Origin of the sequence: Streptomyces sp. NBC_01433, assembly GCF_026340105.1 — a bacterium.
GTDB lineage: Bacteria > Actinomycetota > Actinomycetes > Streptomycetales > Streptomycetaceae > Streptomyces.
Map to the genome: position 1 here is coordinate 6,063,179 of NZ_JAPEPM010000001.1, position 18,311 is coordinate 6,081,489.

An 18,311-nucleotide genomic window follows, 5' to 3' on the forward strand; every position below is an offset into this window, starting at 1 on the left:
GTACAGGACACCCTTTAGGCTCGCCGCATGGCTACTCCCGACTTCATCCGTGACATCCGCGCCACCGCGGGCCACCAGCTGCTCCTGCTGCCAGGGGTCAGCGCGGTGGTCTTCGACGACGACGGCAGAGTGCTGCTGGGGCGGCGCGCCGATACGGGCAAGTGGGCGCTCATCGCCGGTATCTGCGAGCCGGGGGAGGAGCCCGCGGAGACGGCCGAACGCGAGGTGCTGGAGGAGACGGCCGTGCACTGCGTGGCCGAGCGGGTGGTGCTCACCAAGGCGCTGAAGCCGGTGCAGTACGGCAACGGTGACCGGTGCCAGTTCCTCGACATCACCTTCCGCTGCCGGGCGACGGGCGGCGAGGCACGGGTCAATGACGAGGAGTCGCTGGAGGTGGGCTGGTTCGACGTCGACGCGCTCCCGCCGCTCGCCGAGTTCAATCTCTTCCGTATCAAGCAGGCCCTCACCGACGGACCGACCTGGTTCCAGCCCACTCCCCTCGCCTGAGCCGGCCGTCCGCCGCCGCCCGAGGACTCAGACCGGACGGGCGTCGGCGGGCAGCTCCGCCCGGGTGACCGGCTCCCGCCCTTCCTCCGCTTCGGCGTCGATGTCGGCGAGGTCCCGGTGCCGGGTCTCCTTCGCGCAGAGGAGCGCCACCACGGTGAGCAGTGCCGCGGCGATGACGTACAGCGCGATCGGCGTCGAAGTGCCGAAGTCGGCGAGCAGCGCGGTGGCGATCAGCGGCGCCGGCGCCCCTGCGGCGACCGACGAGAACTGGGCCCCGATCGACGCACCCGAGTACCGCATCCGGGTCGCGAACATCTCGGCGAAGAACGCCGCCTGCGGTGCGTACATGGCGCCGTGGAAGATCAGCCCCACGGTGACGGCGAGCAGTAGACTCCCGAAACTCCGGGTGTCGATCAGGGCGAAGAAGGGGAACATCCACAGCCCGACTCCGATCGCCCCGACCAGATAGACCGGCTTGCGCCCGATGCGGTCCGACAGGGCGCCCCACAGCGGAATCACGGCGAAGTGCACCGCGGAGGCGATGAGTACGGCGTTGAGGGCCGTCTGTTTGCTGAGGTCGACGGCGGTCGTCGCGTACACGAGGATGAACGCGGTGATGACGTAGTAGCTGATGTTCTCCGCCATCCGGGCACCCATGGCGATCAGTACGTCCCGCCAGTGATGGCGCAACACGGCGATCAGCGGCATCTTCTCCGCCGCGGCGGACTCCGCCTTGCGCTGAGCGGCTTGGGCCAACGCGGCCTTGAAGACGGGGGATTCATCGACAGAGAGACGAATCCACAGGCCGAGAATCACGAGTACACCCGAGAGCAGGAACGGGATGCGCCACCCCCAGGCCAGGAACGCGGAGTCCGACATCAGCGCGGTGAGCGCGGACAGCACCCCGGTGGCGAGCAACTGCCCGGCCGGAGCCCCGGTCTGCGGCCACGACGCCCAGAATCCGCGCCGCTTCGCATCCCCGTGCTCGGACACCAGCAACACGGCCCCGCCCCACTCACCGCCGAGGGCGAATCCCTGCACCAGCCGCAGGACGGTGAGCAGTACGGGGGCGGCCGATCCGACAGTGGCATGGGTCGGCAGCAGCCCGATGGCGAACGTCGCCCCGCCCATCATCAGCAGACTGAGCACCAGCAGCTTCTTGCGCCCGAGGCGGTCGCCGTAGTGCCCGAACACCAGGGCCCCGACGGGCCGCGCGGCGAAGCCGACGGCATAGGTGAGGAAGGAGAGGAGGGTGCCGACGAGCGGGTCGGATTCGGGGAAGAACAGCTTGTTGAAGACCAGCGCGGCAGCCGAGCCGTACAGGAAGAAGTCGTACCACTCGACGGTGGTGCCGACGAGGCTGGCTGCGACGACTCGCTTGAGGGAGCCGGGTGTTGGGGGAGAGGTTGCGGGGGCGGCCATGGGGCACCATTTCCGGACGGTTGGTGGGGACGTTTTCGTGTCGCCACACCGTAGGAACGGGCAGTTCAGGGGCGTATGTGGTGGGGCACCATAGTTCCGGTCGCCGAGGTGCGTGTGCCCACTATGGAGGCGGTGCGGGGGCCCTAGTGCCCGCCTCGTCGAGGCTGCGGAGCGGGTTGTCCGAGTTGCGATATTCGGGCACGGTGGCCCGGTCGGGCTGTTCGGGCATGGCCTCGGTGAACGTGGCGGTGAAGGCGGCGGTGGGAGCGGGCCGGCGGCCGAGTTGGCCGAGGCGGCCGACATCGCCTGGCCTGCCACTGGTCGTGCCGGCTGCGACTCACCGTATGTGCCGGATGCCGAGCGGCGAGCGGCGCTTCTTCGAAGGCGGCACGCGGGAGGTGGCGAGGGGCGCGCATGTTGGTGGTCGTCCACGTCGCGCAGACCGGTGCGGTTGCGATTCGAGGCTGCTTCCCCAGCTCCTTCTCGATGCGGGTGAGGGTGGTGAGGGCGTCGGGGCCCAGCACGCGCTGAATCACCCGGGTGCGCAGGTCGAGAGGTCTGGCGCGGCGGACCGGCCGAGGGCTCTCCCCAGCGGCTCCTCCTGGGGTCCGCGCGGACTGTCACACGGACGGTGCGTGGCGAGCGGGGTTCTTCCGCGAGACCCGTTCGCGTTGCGGCCGGCCTGCCGGAGGCGACAATGGGGGTCCGCGCGATGTCCCCCTGGGCGGATGGTTCTGCGGGCCCGGTACTGGGTGCCGGGCGCGGCCCGTGGGGACCGTTCCTGTGAGGCGCTCGCCCCTGGAGGTCCAGATGAGCTTCTTCCTTCCTGATCGCGAGGCGGTCCTGATGGGATGCCAGGGGCTGGCGCTGTCCCATCCGGGGATCGGGGTGTGTCCGGACCCGCTGTACATGCTGGCGACCAGGCCCGCCCCGGGACGGAGGGTGGCGCTGGTGGCCGGGGGCGGCGCCGGACACGAGCCGCTCGACGGCGGACTGTTGGGGCGCGGTGGCGTGGACGCCGTGGTGCCGGGCCCGGTGTTCACGTCTCCAACAGGCGCCCAGGTGGAAGCGGGAGCCCGGGCCGCCGCCGCGCTCGGCTCGCGTGGCGGTGTTCTGCTGATCGTGAAGAACTACACCGGGGACCGGATCAACTTCGCTCTCGCGGCCGAGCGGGTCCGGGCCACCGGGATCGAGGTGGACGAGGTAGTGGTCGACGACGATCTCGCCACGGCGTGCACGGCGGCGGGGCGGCGCGGGACGGGGGGCGTGCTGGTCGTGGAGAAGATGCTGGGGGCGATGGCCGACCGGGGCGCCGGCCTGGGGGATCTGGCCGGGCTGGGTGCCCAGGTGGTGGCCGCCACGCGGAGCCTCGCCGTCTGCGCCCGCGCCCACACGTCCCCGGCGCTCAGGGTGCCCGCGTTCCCTCTGCCGCCGGGCGCTCTGGACTACGGCGTCGGGATCCACGGCGAACGGGCTGCCCGCACCGTCACCGGCTCCCGTCCGGTCGAAGACACCGTCGGCCGCATGCTCGACGAGCTGCTGGCCGATCTCCCGCGGGCCGGGGACGGGGTCATCGCCGTGATATCAGGGCTGGGAGGGACGGGGGAGCTGGAACTGAGGGCGGTCAGCGCGCTGGTCCACCTGAACCTGACCGCACGCGGGGTACCGGTACGCTCCCTGGCTACGGGCGTCTACGCCACCGCGCTGGACATGGCGGGGTTCAGCATCACCCTCACCCGTCTGGCCCCGGGATGGCTGGAGCTGTGGACGGCACCCGCGGACACACCGTTGCGCCTCCCCGGCCCGGCGAACTCCGGCGGCGTGTTCCTCAAGCCCCCGGAGGGGTTCGGCCGGGCTCCCCTCCATGCCTCGCCCGCTGTCGGGCCCCGAGCCGGAGGCGCCTTCCTGGAGGAACTGCACCGGATATGTCTGGCGGCGCACGCAGACCTCACCACCCTCGACCAGGCGGCGGGGGACGGCGATTTCGGCGACAACTTCTGCGGCGGCGTCACCGCTGCCGCGCAGTGTGCCCGCGAAAACCGGCTCGCGGGCACAGCCGCGCTCGCCGAAACGTTCCGTGACCGTGTCGGCGGCTCCAGCGGCCCTCTGTTCGGCCTCCTGTTCACCGCTCTGGAGCCTGTTGCCGACCGCACCCCGCCCGACGTCCCGCATCTCGCCGCCGCCCTCCAGCAGGCACTCACCCGCATCAGCGCCATTGGCGGCGCCGTGCCCGGTGACCGCACGCTGCTCGACGCCCTCGCCCCCGCGGCGATATCCCTCACGGCCGCGTCACCGGGCGGCCACCACCAGCCGGTGACCGGTGCGGCGCGGGCCGCCGTCGACGGCGCCCTCGCCAGCGCGGCGCTTCCCGCCCGCCGTGGCAGGGCCAGTTACACCGGCGCCCACGGCACCGGGCAGCCCGATCCCGGCGCGGTCGCGGTCGCCCTCGTCCTCATCGCGCTGGCGCGTGTCCACGAACCGGGCCCGGCCGCCGATCTGCCGGACCCCGCCCGGGTCACCAGCGCCGAAGACCTCGGGGGATCGCGAACTCCCGCACCGGGGTGAGCCTTCCGGTGCCCCGGGTGCGGGAATACGGGTGCCTCAGCCCGTGGGCGCCCGGTCCGGGTCTCCCCAGCTCGCGATCCAGGCGGCCAGGACCTCGTCCTCCAGGGACTCGACCCAGGCGTCGGCGAGCGCGGCGCACTCAGGGGAGGGACCCGCGCCGACACCGATGACAGGCATCCCCGCGTGCACCGCGGACCGGATCCCGCACAGCGAGTCCTCGATGGCCAGGCACTGGGCGGGTTCCACGCCCAGCAGGTCCGCCGCGCGGGTGTACACGTCGGGATGGGGCTTGGGCCGCATCCGGCCGACGGGGACCACCACGTGGCGGAAGTGGCCGAGGAGCCCCGCCGAACTCAGGCAGGCCTCCACCACGTCCCCGGGGCAGTTGCTGGCCACCGCGAGCGGCAGCTTTCCGGCCGCGGCCTCCACCACCGCCGACGCGCCGAGGCACGTCACCGGCTCGGCGGAAGCCAGCATCCGGAACGCGCCCAGCAGTTGATCCGTCATCTGCGACGCCAATTCTTTCCGCCCGGCCACCTGCGCCATGAGCCTCCCGCATTCGGTGTAGTGGATTCCCTGCGACAGTTCCCAGAACTTCTTGTCCGGGACAACTCCGTATTCATTGAGGACCTGCTTGCGGGCGTCCACCCAGTGCTTCTCGCTGTCCATCAGGGTTCCGTCGCAGTCGAACACGACCGCTCTGGGGGACCAGGTTTTTCCTCTGGGTTCCAGCACTTCCGACCTCTTTCGCGAATTCGTGCACCCGGTGAACCCGAACAATGAGACGGGTGGCTCAGAACGCCCCGGTCTACGGATTGCCTGCGGGCAGGAGAATTTCCGCCGCTGCTGCACGAAATTGTGAAAGGAAAGATATTCGCGAAAACGAGAGAAAGGAAGGGGCTGATCGGAAGTGAAATGAGAAGAAAATAAAGAATTCCACTCATGGAATTTAATTTACATCGCGAAAACGGGCACGAAAAGGAAGGGTATGTACCGAACAAGAGCAGCCTCGGGCAAAATTTAGCAATCATGTGCCCTGGTAAGAACGTTCACCCTCTGCATGTTCCTAAACCCCGACGCAATCCCACCTCCATCTTTCGCGGAGCAGCAGGAGTCCGGGGCAACCACGCGATTGCGCAACCGGTCACCCGGTCGGCGCACCGCCTTTCCCTGAGCGATGTCCGTCTACGGTGGCGAGGTCCGGGCCGACACTGCACCATCGGAGAGACGCCCGGACGCGACCGGACCCGAGGAGGGCCCATGGCACTGAAAGCCGACCCCAAAGTCGTGCGTGAGCTGGTCCACCGCTACGACAGGCTCCAGAGTCTCGACGCACCCTGCCCGGGATCCTCGATCAACCCCGGGATCGAGGGCATCGTCTACACCCTCTGCGTCCTGACCGGTACCCGCGACGAGCCGAACGCTCTGGCCGCCGCTCGCAGCTTGCTGGCGCACCCCGACTCATCCCGCTCGGAAGACATCCCGCCCCGCCCGGACCCGCTGCAAGATACCGCCGCGACCACAGACCGGTGACCACCCCGTTTCCTACCGCCCTGTCCACGCGGCCGCGGCCGCGCCGGAAACGGCCGGAAATCCGAACGGCCGACCCCCGGTATGCCGGGGGTCGGAATTCTCGACGTCCGCGAGGCACCTGAGCAGAGGGCGTGCCGAGCCGGTACCGGATTCAGTACACCGACCGGGCATGTATCGCTGGAACCCCGCACGCGGGGTTCCAGCGAGCGTCCCGTCGCCCGCACCCGGCGGGCGACGGCGCGGGAACTGGTTGAGCACTCGGTTGCCGAAAGGCGTGTTCGCTTCGTCGGCCCACATGACGACGAGGTCGCGGAATGGCGACGTGTCGTCAACTACGCGAAGCGGCATGGTGTGGCGCCGCCGACTTCAGGTCCAGAGCTGTTCGCCGAGGGTTCCGGCGCTCGCGGCACCGGGCAGGACGTAGGCCACGGCCGAGGCCCGGTGCTGGAGGAAGGGGTTCAGCGCGTCGCGGGCGGCCAGGCGGTTCTGGACACGGGTGAACTGGGCCGGATCGCGCATGAAGGCGCAGAAGAGAAGGCCGCGGTCGGTGGGACCGTCGTCGTAGCTGTAGCTCCGGCGGAGCATACGGGCGCCGCGGTCGAAGCGTGGGCTGGCCAGACGCACGTGGGCGGTGGCGGGGATGACGTAGGAACCGTCCGGGTTCTTGGCGTAGATGTCCGGCTCGTCGTGCTCGGCGGTGCCGCTGAGCGGGGCGCCGTCACGTGCGCGGCGGCCTATCGCCCGGTCGCGGTGCGCCTCGGGAAGGGTCGCGAAGCCGGCGACGTCCATGTGAATCCTGCGGTAGACGAGCACGGTGCCGTTCCGGTGGGCTCCGGAGGGATTCCAGACCCACTGCTCGGCCGCCGTCCGATCCGGGTTGGCGGTGCCGTCCCTGGAACCGAACAGGTTTCGGGGGGTGGTGCCCGGAGCCGTGTGGGGCATGAAGCCGGACTGGGTCCAGCGCGGTACGGCACCGGCCGCGTGCGCGGCGGCGCCGACGAGCTCGGCGACGACGGTGAGGGTCCAGCGGTCGGCAGCGCACAGCTGGACCAGGAGATCGCCGTCGCTGCGACGCGGGTCGAGGCGGTCGCCGGGGAAGGACGGCAACTCGGTGAGAGAAGCGGGGACGCCAAGACCGAGGCGGGCGGCGAGCGAGGGGCCGATGCCGACCAGCGAGGTGAGCCGGGTCGTGGTACCGCCCTGGAGCCGGGGGTCCGGCGGGGCGTCGGATGTGACGGTGGCGAGTGTGCCGGTCAGCGCACCGAGGACGCCGCGCAGGGTCTTCCGGTCGGCGGCGGCGGAGGTCCGCGGGAGGTCGAAGGAGAGCAGATGCGTGGCCGGTTGCTGGGGCGCCATGACGCCCGCCTGCCGGACACCGTGGAAGGGGATCGCGGCCGGCGGGGCGTCGGCGGTGGCCCGGCCGTCCGCACGGTCATCCGCCGCCAGTTCGCCGGCCGCCGCGCCGATCCCGGCCGCGAGCACCGCTCCGCCGGCCAGCAGCGCCCGGCGCCGCCCCACACGAGCTGCCGCAGGGCGGGATGAATCCTGTTCTTTTCCCTGTTCGGTGGGCATGCGCCTATTGGAGACGATAGAACAACATCCATGCAAATCCTGTCTGCGCAAGGCCTGTTGGCGCGTCCGGTCGGTCGGTTGACGGCGTCTCGGGCGATGCTGCGGCTGTCTGCGCTGATCGCCTCAGCCGCATTGGTGGCCACTGGCTGCTCCGGTCCGGAGTCGACGTCCTCCGATGCACGGCATCCGGCGGGGAGTGTGCTGCGCGTGCCGCAGGACTACCCCACTGTGCAGAAGGCCGTGGACGCCGCTCGCGAGGGTGAGACGGTGCTGATCGGCCCGGGCGTGTACCGGGAGAGCGTGCGCGTGACCAAGCCCCGCGTGGTGCTGCGCGGAACGGACCGCAACAAGGTGGTCTTCGACGGTGGTGTGCGGCTGGCCAACGGCATCACCGTGACCGGTGCCGGCTCGGTGGTCGAGAACCTCACCGTGCACGGCTATCTCGCCAACGGCGTGCTGTTCACCGGCGTCACCGACGAGCGGCTGCAACAGCGTGGGGCCGGAGGCTCCGCCTACGACCCGCTGGACACCGAGCGTTTCCCCGCCGTCCGGGGCTTTCGCGCGACGCGGGTAACGGCGTACAACAACGGCCTGTACGGCATCTACGCCTTCGACGCGCGTGAGGGCGTGATCGAGGACTCGTACGCCTCCGGGCACGCCGACTCCGGTATCTACGTCGGCCAGTGCAAGCCCTGCGACACCGTCGTCCGGGGCAACACCGTGGAGCGCAACGCCGTCGGCGTCGAACTGACCAACGCCTCGGACCGCCTGTTCGTGCTGGGCAACCGCGTCGTCCGCAACCGGGTCGGCATCACGGTCAACTCCAATGACCTGGAGGCCCTCGCCCCGCAACGCGGCGCGGTGATCGCGGGGAACGCGGTCCTCGACAACAACGCGGCCGACACGCCCGAGCAGGCGGACGGGGGGTTCGGCATCGGCATCGGTATCGGTGGTGGCACCGGGAACCGTGTCCAGCGCAATCTGGTCCGGGGCAACCGGGCGGCCGGGGTGGTGGTGACCGATCCGCCGGGACATCCGGCGAGCGGCAACCGCGTCGAGGGCAACCGTGCCACCGGCAACGGCACCGACCTCGTACTGGCCTCGGCGGACCCCGGCAACTGCTTCGCGGGCAACCGGCCCGCCACCCAGAGCCCGGACGGCCTGGAGGGTCTCGCGGGCTGTGGCACACGCCGCCGGGAGGCACCGCCGGGCGGCCGGACGACTCCGGTACAGGCGCCGCCCGGCGTCCCGTTCAGCCAGGTGCCGGCCCCGTCCGCCCAGCCGTCCATGCCGGACCCGGCGGCCCCGGGCCGCCCGGCGACCGGTTTGCCCGGCGCCGTGGACCCGGCCGCCTACCCGCTCCCGAAGAACGTGGACGCGGTGCCGCGCGCTCGCTGAGCCCGCGTCCCAGCGGCCGGTGAGCGGTCAGCGGGTGGCCCACGGTGCCTCGGGGAGCTTCGCGCGGCCGTCGCGTCCGAAGAACTCCAGGGTGGCGGGGATCCCCAGACCCGGCATCCGCATCGTCACGCGTCGCAGTCCGCCGTCGCCGTCCACCCAGTACGTCAACGGCGACCGTCCGCCGTCGGGCCCCGTGACAGGCGTGGCGCCCTGGGCGCGCGGCCCGGCGAACCGGTCGTAGTCACGGCCGTCGACGCGTTCGCGCGCCAGCCAGCGCGCTCCGGACTGTGCGAGCAGCAGCGGGTTGTCGGGGCGGTCCGCGCCCAGCCCGATCAGTAACTGGAGCCCGGCGTCCAGGGGGTCGGTCGTGTAGGAGCGCGCGGACCAGCCGGAGCGCGGGATGCGCTCGGCCTGCTGCCAGAACGGGCTGTCGTCGTCCTTGGGCGCGGGAGCCAGCCCGAGACCGCCGGTGTCCCAGACGATCAGCCCGTGGTCGAGCTGCCCGGCGGCGGGCCCTGAGGCTCCCGTGGGCTGTGAGGTTCCTGAGGCGCCGGTGACCTGGTAGCTCCCCACAGCCCGGTGGTTCCGGTAGTCCACGACCCCCTGGACCCGCACCACCACGTCGCCGCCCTCGGTGGCGGTGAGCTTCACCGCCACGGGACTGGCCTGGTAGAGACTCAGCCGCGACAGCGCCAGCCTGGACGCCTCCTCCGTCGTCACCGGCCGGTCGGTGACGGTGTCGGCGGAGAAGGCCCGCCAGACCGCCAGGCCGCCCACGGCGACGCCGCACACCGTGACCGCGATCAGCGTTCTGAACCAGAGGGTCCGACGCGGTGTACTGCCGCCGGTCTTCCTCTTTCGCGCCATGTACTCGCCTTCTCTCTTCGGTCGGTCGCACAAGAGGGCGGGTTCGCGGACATCTGGTCCGCGAACCCGCCCGAGCCGGCCCGGAGAGTCACCCCGGTGCCGGTCGCCCCGTTCCGGGGGCTAGAGGCGCTGTGCCCTTCGCCTGCGGCGCATCGTCACCACCAGCACCGTGCCGAGGACGGTGAGCGCGGCGCAGCCGGCTGCCAGCGGAACCGCCAGGCTCACGCCGGTGGCCGCCAGGCCGCCCGAACCGGACGGGTGGCCCGGGGCACCAGGTGCACCAGGTGCCCCGGGTGCGCCGGGTGTGCCCGGTGTCGGCGTGGTGGGCTTTGGCGTCGGTGTGGGCTTCGGATCGGGACCGGGCAACCGGTGGTTGACCGCTGTCACCGAGACCCCGTCGTCGAGCTTCTCGGCGGTGAGCACCAGCGGTCCGAACACGGGGTCCCGCGGCACGGCGTAGCCGTCCGGCGGGCTGACCTCCTGCCAGTAGTACGTGCCCGGCAGGCCGGTTCCGCCGCATTTGCCGTCGGTCCCGGTCACGCAGGGCTCGCTGACCTTCGTATCCGGTTTCGCGCCGGAGGTCTGCAAGGCGTCGGAGCCGTTCGTCTCCTTCCACAGCTGGAACGTGGCCCGGGCCAGGGGTTTGCCGTCCTGGTCGTGTTTGACCAGGCTCAGCGCGCCTTCCTGCTGCCGGAAGCCGAAGTCGTACGTGTGGTCGTTCTCTCCCGGCCCCCCGGTGGTCAGCGCCCGCTCAGGGAACTTCCCGCCGGATGGGACGATGCCCTTGGAGTCGATGAAGCGGTTGTCGCCGACGTCCGCTTCCGTGGGCACCCACTGATGGAGTGGACCGCCCTGGGCGTAGTCGGCCGGTTTGTCGAGCCGGATGGTGTACTTGGTCTTCGGCTGGAGGCCTCCGGTGACATTGGAGTCGTCGAAGTAGTACTCGCCGCGCGCCGACGTCACCGTCGTCCCCACGAGCTTGCCCGTCTCGTCGTACAGGTTGACGGTCGCGCCCACGACCGGGCGCTGGCCCGGCTTCTGGATGCCCGTGCGCTCGGGGTCGTACCAGACCCGGTTGCCGATCTGGAGCGGGGCCTGGTCGCAGAGCACCTCCAGGTCGCCCATCGAGGCGCCCTTGCCGAACGGGGCCGCGACCCCGGCCGGGTTGAGACGCAGACCGGACTGCGGGTCCTGCCTGCCGTCGCGCTTGTTGAAGGTGGTGCCGTACCCGAAGGCGGTGCTGTTGGGGTCGAAGCCCGAGGTGGCGATGGTGTCCTCCACCTTGGAGAACGCCATCCCCGCGAAGGAGGCGTTGTGATGGGAACCCATCCGGCTGGTGTCGAAGAAGCGGGTACCCCGGGGGGAGAGCCCACAGCCGTTGTTGGTGTCCATCACGTACGCGCCGTCCACCAGGCATGCCTTGTTCAGGTCGCCGCCGGACAGAACGGTGCCGACCGAGCCGGGCGTGGGCCCCGCCGGGGAACGGTCGCCGAAGCGGTCACGGAACGCCAGCAGCATGGAACCGTCGGATTCGAAATCGATCTCACCCAACTCCGGCTCGGGCTGGGCGATATAGGTCGCGCACGCCTGGCCGTTCTGGGAGGTCGGGAACGTGTCGGTCCAGGGGAACCAGCCCGCCCCGTCGCATGGCGGCCCGCCGATCGTGGACTGGCGCGGGTAGTCCAGCGGCTGGTCCAGGACCGGTTCCTGGAACGCTCCGGTGGCCAGGTCGAAGGGGAGGACCACAGCGCGCAGGTCCGAGGCCTTTCCGGTGGACTCGCCGGAACACACCCCGCCGACATAACCGACGCCGTCGTGCAGGCCGAGGCCGAACGGACGCCAGTCCACCGCTGCGGGACAGCCCGGATCCGGGATGGCCGCGACGGCCTCGGGCGCCGCCGTGGTCGCCGCGGTGGCGTCGTACCGGTAGAGCTTGCGGTTGTTGAGGTTGACGACGAACAGGTCCTGGCCGTCATCGGTGATCTTGATGCCGCCCAGGCTCTCCCTGCCGGGCACGGCGAGGAAGGCGTCGTCGGTGCCCGAGGCGTGTGCCGTCGTCCCCGCGTCCGGGACGACCGTAAACAGGGTGGTCTTCTTCCCCGCCAGGTCGGTCACGTAGATCCCCCCGGCGCCGCCCGGACCATAGTCCGTGGTGCGCTTGGCCACCGCCGAGGAGAACACCCGCTTGTCGGCCTTGTTCCACGCCATGCCGTAGAGCGTGCCCGTCTCGGCGTTGGTGGCGATGTTCGTGACGTTGACGTCGACGCCGTCCTGGCCGCGCGCGGAGTACGGGAAGGAGACCAGCGTGCGCTGTGTCCCGCCCTCGCGCGTGGCCGGCTGGCAGGTGGTCACCAAGGGCGCGTTCTTCTGGCAGTAGTCGCCAGGGCTCCACAACCCGGTGGTGTACGCGACGTCTTTGTCGCCGGAGAGGTCGACGAACTCCTCGTTGCTGCTCAGCTGGTTGGGTGCACCGTCCAGTCCTTGACGGGAGGCGAAGGCCGGGAACAGCACACCCGGTTTCGGGTTCACCACCTGAACCCGGTACTTGCCGTTGGTGGCGCCGTCTCCTGTGGGCGTCAGGGACACGGTGCCGTCGGCCGCCGTGACCCCCTCGACGCCCACTCCGGCGTCGTCGGTGAGGGTCACCCTGACGCCGGCGATACCCGGCTCCAGCGCAGGCGTCCATACACCGCTGTCGTCCACGGCCCGGATCACCCGGACCGTCACCGATCCTTCCTCTGCCTGCGAGTACGCCGCAGGCGCCATGGCTAACGAGCCACTACCGATTCCCAATGCGAGCACGCCCAGGCAGCCGAGGGTACGGCGGCCGAGCACGCCCGACCGCGGCCGACGCGGATCGGGCGTGGCTCTCTTGGCGGCGTCATGTGTGAATGTCATCCCCTGCTCTCAATGTTGGAAGGGGCCTTTTCGTCCTGCTCGTGACGGAGTACACAGAGATGCGCAGAACCGCCTCGCCGGAGATCTTAGAGGGGCTTTACATAAGATCGTGGCGGAATGGCGAAGTCGTTCTCCGCGGATCCCCCGCGTAGCGGTCTTTGCGCATGTCACGGGCGGAGGGCGATTCTGTGAGCCCTTTCGCTAGAGGTAGTTGACGTCACGTCACCGGTCTCGAAGGTGGTCGTCCGGACGGTGTCGGCCTGGGAGGGGCATGGCGCTCGGTGGGTGTTTCCCCGAGTGCCTGGGTACGGGCCTCAGCTCGCTGTCGAGCAGGCCGTCGACGGCACGGCGGACAGCCGCATCGGCTCTCTGGATGTCGTCGTCGAACGCGCTACCCGGCGCTGACGGCGCGTGAGATTCCTCGTCCGTCGGTGATGCGGCTCCTTTACAGGCCCACGTTCCAGGGTCAGTTGCCGTCTCCGCGCCCACCCGCGAACCACAGCGAACCGCTGGCTGCGGCCCCGTTCGGAGGCGGAGATCGGGTTCGTGGGCATCGGCCCGGGGTCGGGCGTCGGCTCAAGAAAGCCGGACCTGCCGGTGCCACCCGCATCCGCGCCAAGACGGCCCGCGCGGTCGAGTCGGCCGCCGTCCTGGGAAACGACAAAGCCGACCAGGCTCTCGGTCCGGCGGCCACAGCCGGGCGCATCGCCGACCACGACCTGCTCTCGATCCTGGGACACATCGCGGACAGCAAGCCCGCCGGTGGGATCGTCCAGAACGGAACCGTCGGCCGGCCGGCCCTGGGTCAGTAGGCAACGACCTCACGGAAGTTGACGCACAGCCCCCGCGCTCAGTCGCCGACAAACCACAGATATCGGTGTGGCCCCTGCTCGACTACCTGGCACAACGTGCGGGCCTGCTCGACCCAGTCACCGCCGCAAGCGGCCGGGAGCCGGTCGAGTTCCGCCAGGAGCAGCGGCACCTGCCGATGATTGAAGACCGCATCCCCATAGGGAATCGGGCCCCAGAGCATGGGGAACAGCCCCAGATTCAGATCACCGAAAGCGGAGGTCCACCGCAACCCGCCCTCGGCCCGGGCTATGACGTCGCCGCTGTCACCACGCACCTGCATGTCGATCACCCGTCGAGCCTGTCGGCGCCGACCCGCACCGACGAAGGAATGTGAAACCGTGACGTTTCCCCAGGCCCCGGCTCTGCCCGAGGAGCCCGACAAGCTCATGCGCCTGCCCTATGTACGCGAAGCGGCCCCGGACGTCCTGGCCACCGCCCGAGCCCAACGCCGGGACCCCGCCGAGGTTCTGCGGCTTCTGATCACCGAGGGGGTCGCCGGCGGCGGCGCGGCCACCCGCCGCCGGTAAGGGAGTGGCCCCTTGAACTGATCCCCACCCTCAGGAACACCACTGGCCACACCCCTGGGTTTCTGATGGCCACCAGCCTGGACACCCAACGACCACCGGGCTCGGCAAGGCTCACCTCCGCTCGCGCGGAGGTGAGCCGAGCAACGCTTGCTCACTGCAACAGGCAGAGCCGGCAAGGGGTGCCGCTGGATATGTGCCGATCTCGGCGGCCGGAACCAGGGGAAGGTGCAGGTCCTAGCTCTGGTCGGACGAGTTGACGTACCACTCGACGGTGGTGCCGACGAGGCCGGCGGCGACGACTCGCCAGGCCGCGTCCGGAGGGGGGTTCACCTCCGACACCCACACTTCGCTTCCGCGACGGGTGCCCTTGGCGGCTGAGCTGTCGGATGCGCCGACCCGAGGGTCCGCGCGGCCGCCGCGAGTCGCCCCGGTGCGCCGGGGCGACGCACGCACGATGGCGTGCCGCAGGCCGCGCAGCACTCTTGACAAGTCGAATAGCTGCAGGTCACACAGGCTTGTGACCTGCAGTCCATGCCAAAGCTTTACGTTTTATCACAGCCGATATAGAGTGTGATCAAGTCGCCGAACCGAGACGGATCGACGGGGAATCCATTGATGGGTGCATAGGCAAGTGTGTAGATGTTGAAGTTTTGACCGGAGTGTCGCCATGTAAGTGGTGAAGGGGGTGCGTGATGACGCAGCATGTCCCGTCAAAAAAACAAATAAAAATGTATCGACCACAAGTGGAGACGTCCTCGTTGGATCGTCTCCGAGGGGTTCTTGAATCCGGCTGGATCGGACTCGGACCCGTGACGGAGCAGTTCGAACAAGAGTTAGCAAACTCGGATATGGTCGGCAAGTACCCGGTCGCCGTGAATTCCGGCACCGCGGCCCTCCATCTGGCGCTGGTTGTGGCAAACGTGCCCAAGGGAAGCGCCATCATCGTTCCCGCCAACACATTTGTTTCGACAGCATCAGTGGCACTTCAGCATCAGTGCCGCGTGATTCTCGCCGACATTGAACGCGCGACGGGCAACATTGATATGGCTTCGGTGCGGGAAATTCTGGACACCGAACCGGACGTCAGCGCGGTCATCGCCGTCCACTACTCGGGGATCCCTTGCGACATTGCAGGGTTGAACGAGTTGTCCAAAGAATATGGAGTGACGGTCGTCGAGGACTGTGCCCATGCCATCGGCTCAAGGTGGCAGGGACGTCCGATGAGTGAGTCGCCGCATATTCAAGCCTATTCTTTCCATGCGACGAAATCCCTTGCCGTCGGTGAAGGCGGATGCGTCACCTTCCCCGATGCGGTCTCCGCGGAGCGGGCGAAACGACTGCGCAGACTCGGGATCGACATGGGGGCCCGGTCCTGGGGGAACCCTTACGACATCCCCGAGCTCGGGTTCAAGTACAACATGGGCGACATCGCGGCGGCGGTCGGCCTCGCGCAGCTCGAAGCCCTGCAGGACAAGCTGCGGAAGCGCAGGTCGATCGTGCGCCGGTACCGCGAGCGGCTGGCCGGCTCGCCGGTGGAACTCGTGCGCGAGGCCGATGACTCCGATAGGTCCGGGGGTTTCGCCGTGCCCGTCCTGGTCAAGGACCGGGAACGCGTGCGGATAGAACTCGATTCCGCCGGAATCGAATCCGAGATCTATTTCAGACCGCTCGGCGATTTTCCTCTCGGCGCTACCCGCCATACGCCCGTGGCGGAGCGCTTTTCCCGAGACGTCATCTGCCTCCCGATCCATCCGCTGCTCAGTCTTGACGAGATCGACTACGTCTGCGACCGGCTGGGCGAATGCGTGGCATGAACGCGTACACGACGGGGAATATGCGTGTCATTGAAACCAGTATCCAAGGTGATCGGCACAGTTCGGGAGCTACGCTCGGAGTGTTTACGGCGGCGTAATTCGCTGACCGCACGCGTTTTTCCCGTTCCGTTGACCGAATTACGATCGTGGTCCATGACGGAAGACGGGTCATTGGCGCACGAGACGGGTCGATTCTTCAGGGTCGTCGGCGCAAGAGATCTGTCGGGTACGAATCAACCACTTGAGCAGCCGCTCGTGGAACAGAGCGAAGTCGGAATCCTGTGCCTCTTCGTGGCACAGTTCGACGGACAATTCCATGCCCTGATCACATTCAAATTCGAGCCGGGCACTCCGGACGGCATCGAAGTAGCACCGACCGTGCAGGCCACCCGTAGCAATTACGAAGCCGCGCATGGCGGGCATCGGGTTCCGGCCGTCGAAATCGCGCTGTCCAAGGATGTGTGCACGCTGGCCGATGCCGTACAACGCGAGCAGGAGTCGTGGTTCCTCGGAAAGGTCAACCGTAATCGCATAGTCCTGCTCGACGCCCAGAAAGCGGCCGATGTCGCTCGGACCGTACCGGAAAGTCGGTGGGTACCGATTCCGGTTCTACTGGAGGCGGCATTGGAAAGCCGCCTTCTCAATATGGATCTGCGGTCGGTCCTGTCCATGTGGCCGCTGGAGGCCACCGCGTCCCCGGACGGCCTCGGCCCGGTGACGAGCAGACCGCGACCGGGCGGACAAGATCCGGAATCGCCGGGATCGAATCCCGAACTCGTGCCACTGGGCAGCTTGTCGCAATGGCAAATCGCGGACAGTATCGAGCACCGGCAGCGTCGATTCTTCTCCGTCGTGGGCTGCCGCGTCGAAGGACAGGGCCGTGAGGTCGCGTCCTGGGACCAGCCGCTGCTGGCACCGGTCGGCATGGGCCAGTGCACTCTGCTGATCCGGCCCGGTCCGGACGGCCCGGAACTGCTTGTCTCGGAACGAGTCCGGATCGGATCCGTCCGCGGACCCAGTCTGGAGGCGCGGTTCCAGCGAGGCGATATCGCCGACCACACAACGGAGTCCCGGCGCCGTTCGATGATCGCGGAGTCCTCGGGTCTCGTCCGTTGCCGTGAAATCCATTCCGCGGTCCACACCGAGGAGGGCGGTCGATTCCGTGGTGCCATCGCCACCTACCAACTGGGGCTGCTTCCCGACGTCGAGGAGCAGCCGGCCGGGCAATGGATCACTCTCAAAGAGGTGGAGGCGCTCGATCAACACGGTGACCGGCTCAGCGTCGAGCTGCGCACCTGTCTGACGATGATCAAGGGCCTCATCGCGAGCGGAACCCTGAACGCATGATCGCGGCGATCGGAAATTCCGAGTACTTGAGCCGGCGGACCGCTCCACTGCTCCGGGAACTCAACGGCACGGACGGACCTCTCCTCGTGGGGACCGACCATCCACGAAACACGCGCTCAGCCGTACCACCCGACGGGATCGAGCTCACCGACCGCGACGCGGTGCTGGCCCATCAGAACGTCGACGTCGTCTACGTCTCCAGTGCGACCGGCCGTCACTTCGACGACTGCCGAGCGGCACTGGCCGCCGGGAAACACGTGCTGGTGGAGAAGCCGGTCTCTCTGACGGCCGCGGAGGCCCGCGAGCTGGACGCGATGGCTCGTGCCTGCGACCGCACGGTCTTCGAGTGCCTTTCCTACCCGTACCACCCCGGCTGGACCGACTTCCTCGCCCGGGTGCGCGTCGAGGACTGGGCGGACTCCGTGTCCGTTTCCGCGGTGTTCCGCATACCGGGACGAGAACCGACGGACTTTCGTCGGCATCCTCGACACGGAGGGGCCGCCGCGGACCTGGGTACCTACTGCGTCGACGCGCTGATGAGGCTCGGTGCCGCTGCCGAAGAACTCGACATCGGCGCGGTGCTGTTCGGGGAGTCCGACGCCGACGGCGGCGCGGCGATCACGAGGCGACTGATCGGCGGCCGGACTTTCACCTACACCGGTTCGTGGGCCATCGGCGACTCCTACGCCAACAGCGTCGTCGTCGCGGACCCCCACCGGCGTCTGGAACTGCTCCGGGCGTTCTCACCGCGGGTGGACACCCCGGGGCAGGTCGTCGGAAGAAGGAGGGACGAACCCGGGCCGAGGGTCGTCGCGACCTCCGAGCCCACCAACGCCACGCGGGCGTGCCTGACCGCGGCCGCGAGGCACCTGCGGAATTCGAGGACGGCGGGGCTGGTCGAATGTCCGGCCATTCTGCGCCGCATCGCCGCGCTGGAAGAAGCAACCGCGACCTCTCTCGCGTAACCCACACCTCTCGACCGTAGATCGACCACGGCCCCGTTGCGGGC

14 protein-coding genes are annotated in these 18,311 nt (G+C 69.1%); 8 read left to right on the forward strand and 6 right to left on the reverse strand.

Going from position 1 to position 18,311, the window contains the following annotated elements; genetic code table 11:
• The first annotated feature begins 27 nt into the window (after nt 1–27).
• Nucleotides 28–507, forward strand: a complete 480-nt coding sequence (locus OG413_RS27165) for an NUDIX domain-containing protein (RefSeq protein WP_266809609.1) — start codon at nt 28–30, stop codon at nt 505–507.
• A gap of 27 nt (nt 508–534) precedes the next feature.
• On the opposite strand, the gene OG413_RS27170 is transcribed toward OG413_RS27165, so the two are convergent.
• Nucleotides 535–1,929: an MFS transporter gene (locus OG413_RS27170; protein WP_266809611.1), complete on the reverse strand. Its 1,395-nt coding sequence runs from the start codon at nt 1,927–1,929 to the stop codon at nt 535–537.
• Between the two features lie 810 nt (nt 1,930–2,739).
• Here OG413_RS27170 and OG413_RS27175 point away from each other — a divergent pair.
• Nucleotides 2,740–4,494 carry a dihydroxyacetone kinase subunit DhaK gene (locus tag OG413_RS27175; protein WP_266809613.1) on the forward strand — a complete coding sequence of 585 codons (1,755 nt, stop codon included), beginning with the start codon at nt 2,740–2,742 and terminating at the stop codon, nt 4,492–4,494.
• A gap of 36 nt (nt 4,495–4,530) precedes the next feature.
• Here the strand turns inward: OG413_RS27175 and OG413_RS27180 are convergent, their stop codons facing one another.
• On the reverse strand, nt 4,531–5,229 hold the full coding sequence (locus tag OG413_RS27180) for an HAD family phosphatase (RefSeq protein ID WP_266809615.1): 699 nt from the start codon (nt 5,227–5,229) through the stop codon (nt 4,531–4,533).
• A gap of 525 nt (nt 5,230–5,754) precedes the next feature.
• Here OG413_RS27180 and OG413_RS27185 point away from each other — a divergent pair.
• Nucleotides 5,755–6,027 carry a DUF5133 domain-containing protein gene (locus OG413_RS27185; RefSeq protein WP_266809617.1) on the forward strand — a complete coding sequence of 91 codons (273 nt, stop codon included), beginning with the start codon at nt 5,755–5,757 and terminating at the stop codon, nt 6,025–6,027.
• A 366-nt stretch (nt 6,028–6,393) separates the two neighbouring features.
• Here the strand turns inward: OG413_RS27185 and OG413_RS27190 are convergent, their stop codons facing one another.
• A complete protein-coding gene (locus tag OG413_RS27190) occupies nt 6,394–7,599 on the reverse strand; it encodes a Dyp-type peroxidase (RefSeq protein WP_266809619.1) in 1,206 nt (401 codons plus the stop codon).
• A gap of 207 nt (nt 7,600–7,806) precedes the next feature.
• Here OG413_RS27190 and OG413_RS27195 point away from each other — a divergent pair, with 207 nt between their 5' ends.
• Complete coding sequence (locus OG413_RS27195) at nt 7,807–8,997, forward strand: nitrous oxide reductase family maturation protein NosD (RefSeq protein WP_266809621.1); 1,191 nt, start codon at nt 7,807–7,809, stop codon at nt 8,995–8,997.
• A 27-nt stretch (nt 8,998–9,024) separates the two neighbouring features.
• Here the strand turns inward: OG413_RS27195 and OG413_RS27200 are convergent, their stop codons facing one another.
• From OG413_RS27200 to OG413_RS27210, 3 genes are all read right to left on the reverse strand, one after another.
• Entirely contained in the window at nt 9,025–9,864 is an 840-nt protein-coding gene (locus OG413_RS27200; protein WP_266809623.1) for a hypothetical protein, read from the reverse strand.
• Between the two features lie 120 nt (nt 9,865–9,984).
• The gene (locus OG413_RS27205; RefSeq protein ID WP_266809624.1) at nt 9,985–12,591 is read right to left on the reverse strand and encodes an SdrD B-like domain-containing protein; all 2,607 of its coding nucleotides are present in this window, start codon (nt 12,589–12,591) and stop codon (nt 9,985–9,987) included.
• A 1,021-nt stretch (nt 12,592–13,612) separates the two neighbouring features.
• Nucleotides 13,613–13,894, reverse strand: a complete 282-nt coding sequence (locus OG413_RS27210) for a hypothetical protein (RefSeq protein ID WP_266810392.1) — start codon at nt 13,892–13,894, stop codon at nt 13,613–13,615.
• Nucleotides 13,895–13,952: 58 nt separating this feature from the next.
• Here OG413_RS27210 and OG413_RS27215 point away from each other — a divergent pair, with 58 nt between their 5' ends.
• The 4 genes from OG413_RS27215 to OG413_RS27230 all read left to right on the forward strand — a co-directional run bounded on the left by OG413_RS27215 (nt 13,953) and on the right by OG413_RS27230 (nt 18,267).
• Nucleotides 13,953–14,141: a hypothetical protein gene (locus tag OG413_RS27215; protein WP_266809626.1), complete on the forward strand. Its 189-nt coding sequence runs from the start codon at nt 13,953–13,955 to the stop codon at nt 14,139–14,141.
• Nucleotides 14,142–14,869: 728 nt separating this feature from the next.
• Nucleotides 14,870–15,955: a DegT/DnrJ/EryC1/StrS aminotransferase family protein gene (locus OG413_RS27220; protein ID WP_266810394.1), complete on the forward strand. Its 1,086-nt coding sequence runs from the start codon at nt 14,870–14,872 to the stop codon at nt 15,953–15,955.
• A gap of 48 nt (nt 15,956–16,003) precedes the next feature.
• Nucleotides 16,004–17,302: an NDP-hexose 2,3-dehydratase family protein gene (locus tag OG413_RS27225; RefSeq protein ID WP_266809628.1), complete on the forward strand. Its 1,299-nt coding sequence runs from the start codon at nt 16,004–16,006 to the stop codon at nt 17,300–17,302.
• Nucleotides 17,299–18,267 (forward strand): Gfo/Idh/MocA family protein, encoded by a 969-nt coding sequence (locus OG413_RS27230; RefSeq protein WP_266809630.1) that lies wholly within the window; start codon nt 17,299–17,301, stop codon nt 18,265–18,267. The genes OG413_RS27225 and OG413_RS27230 overlap by 4 nt, the downstream gene beginning before the upstream one ends.
• The last annotated feature ends 44 nt before the right edge of the window (nt 18,268–18,311 follow it).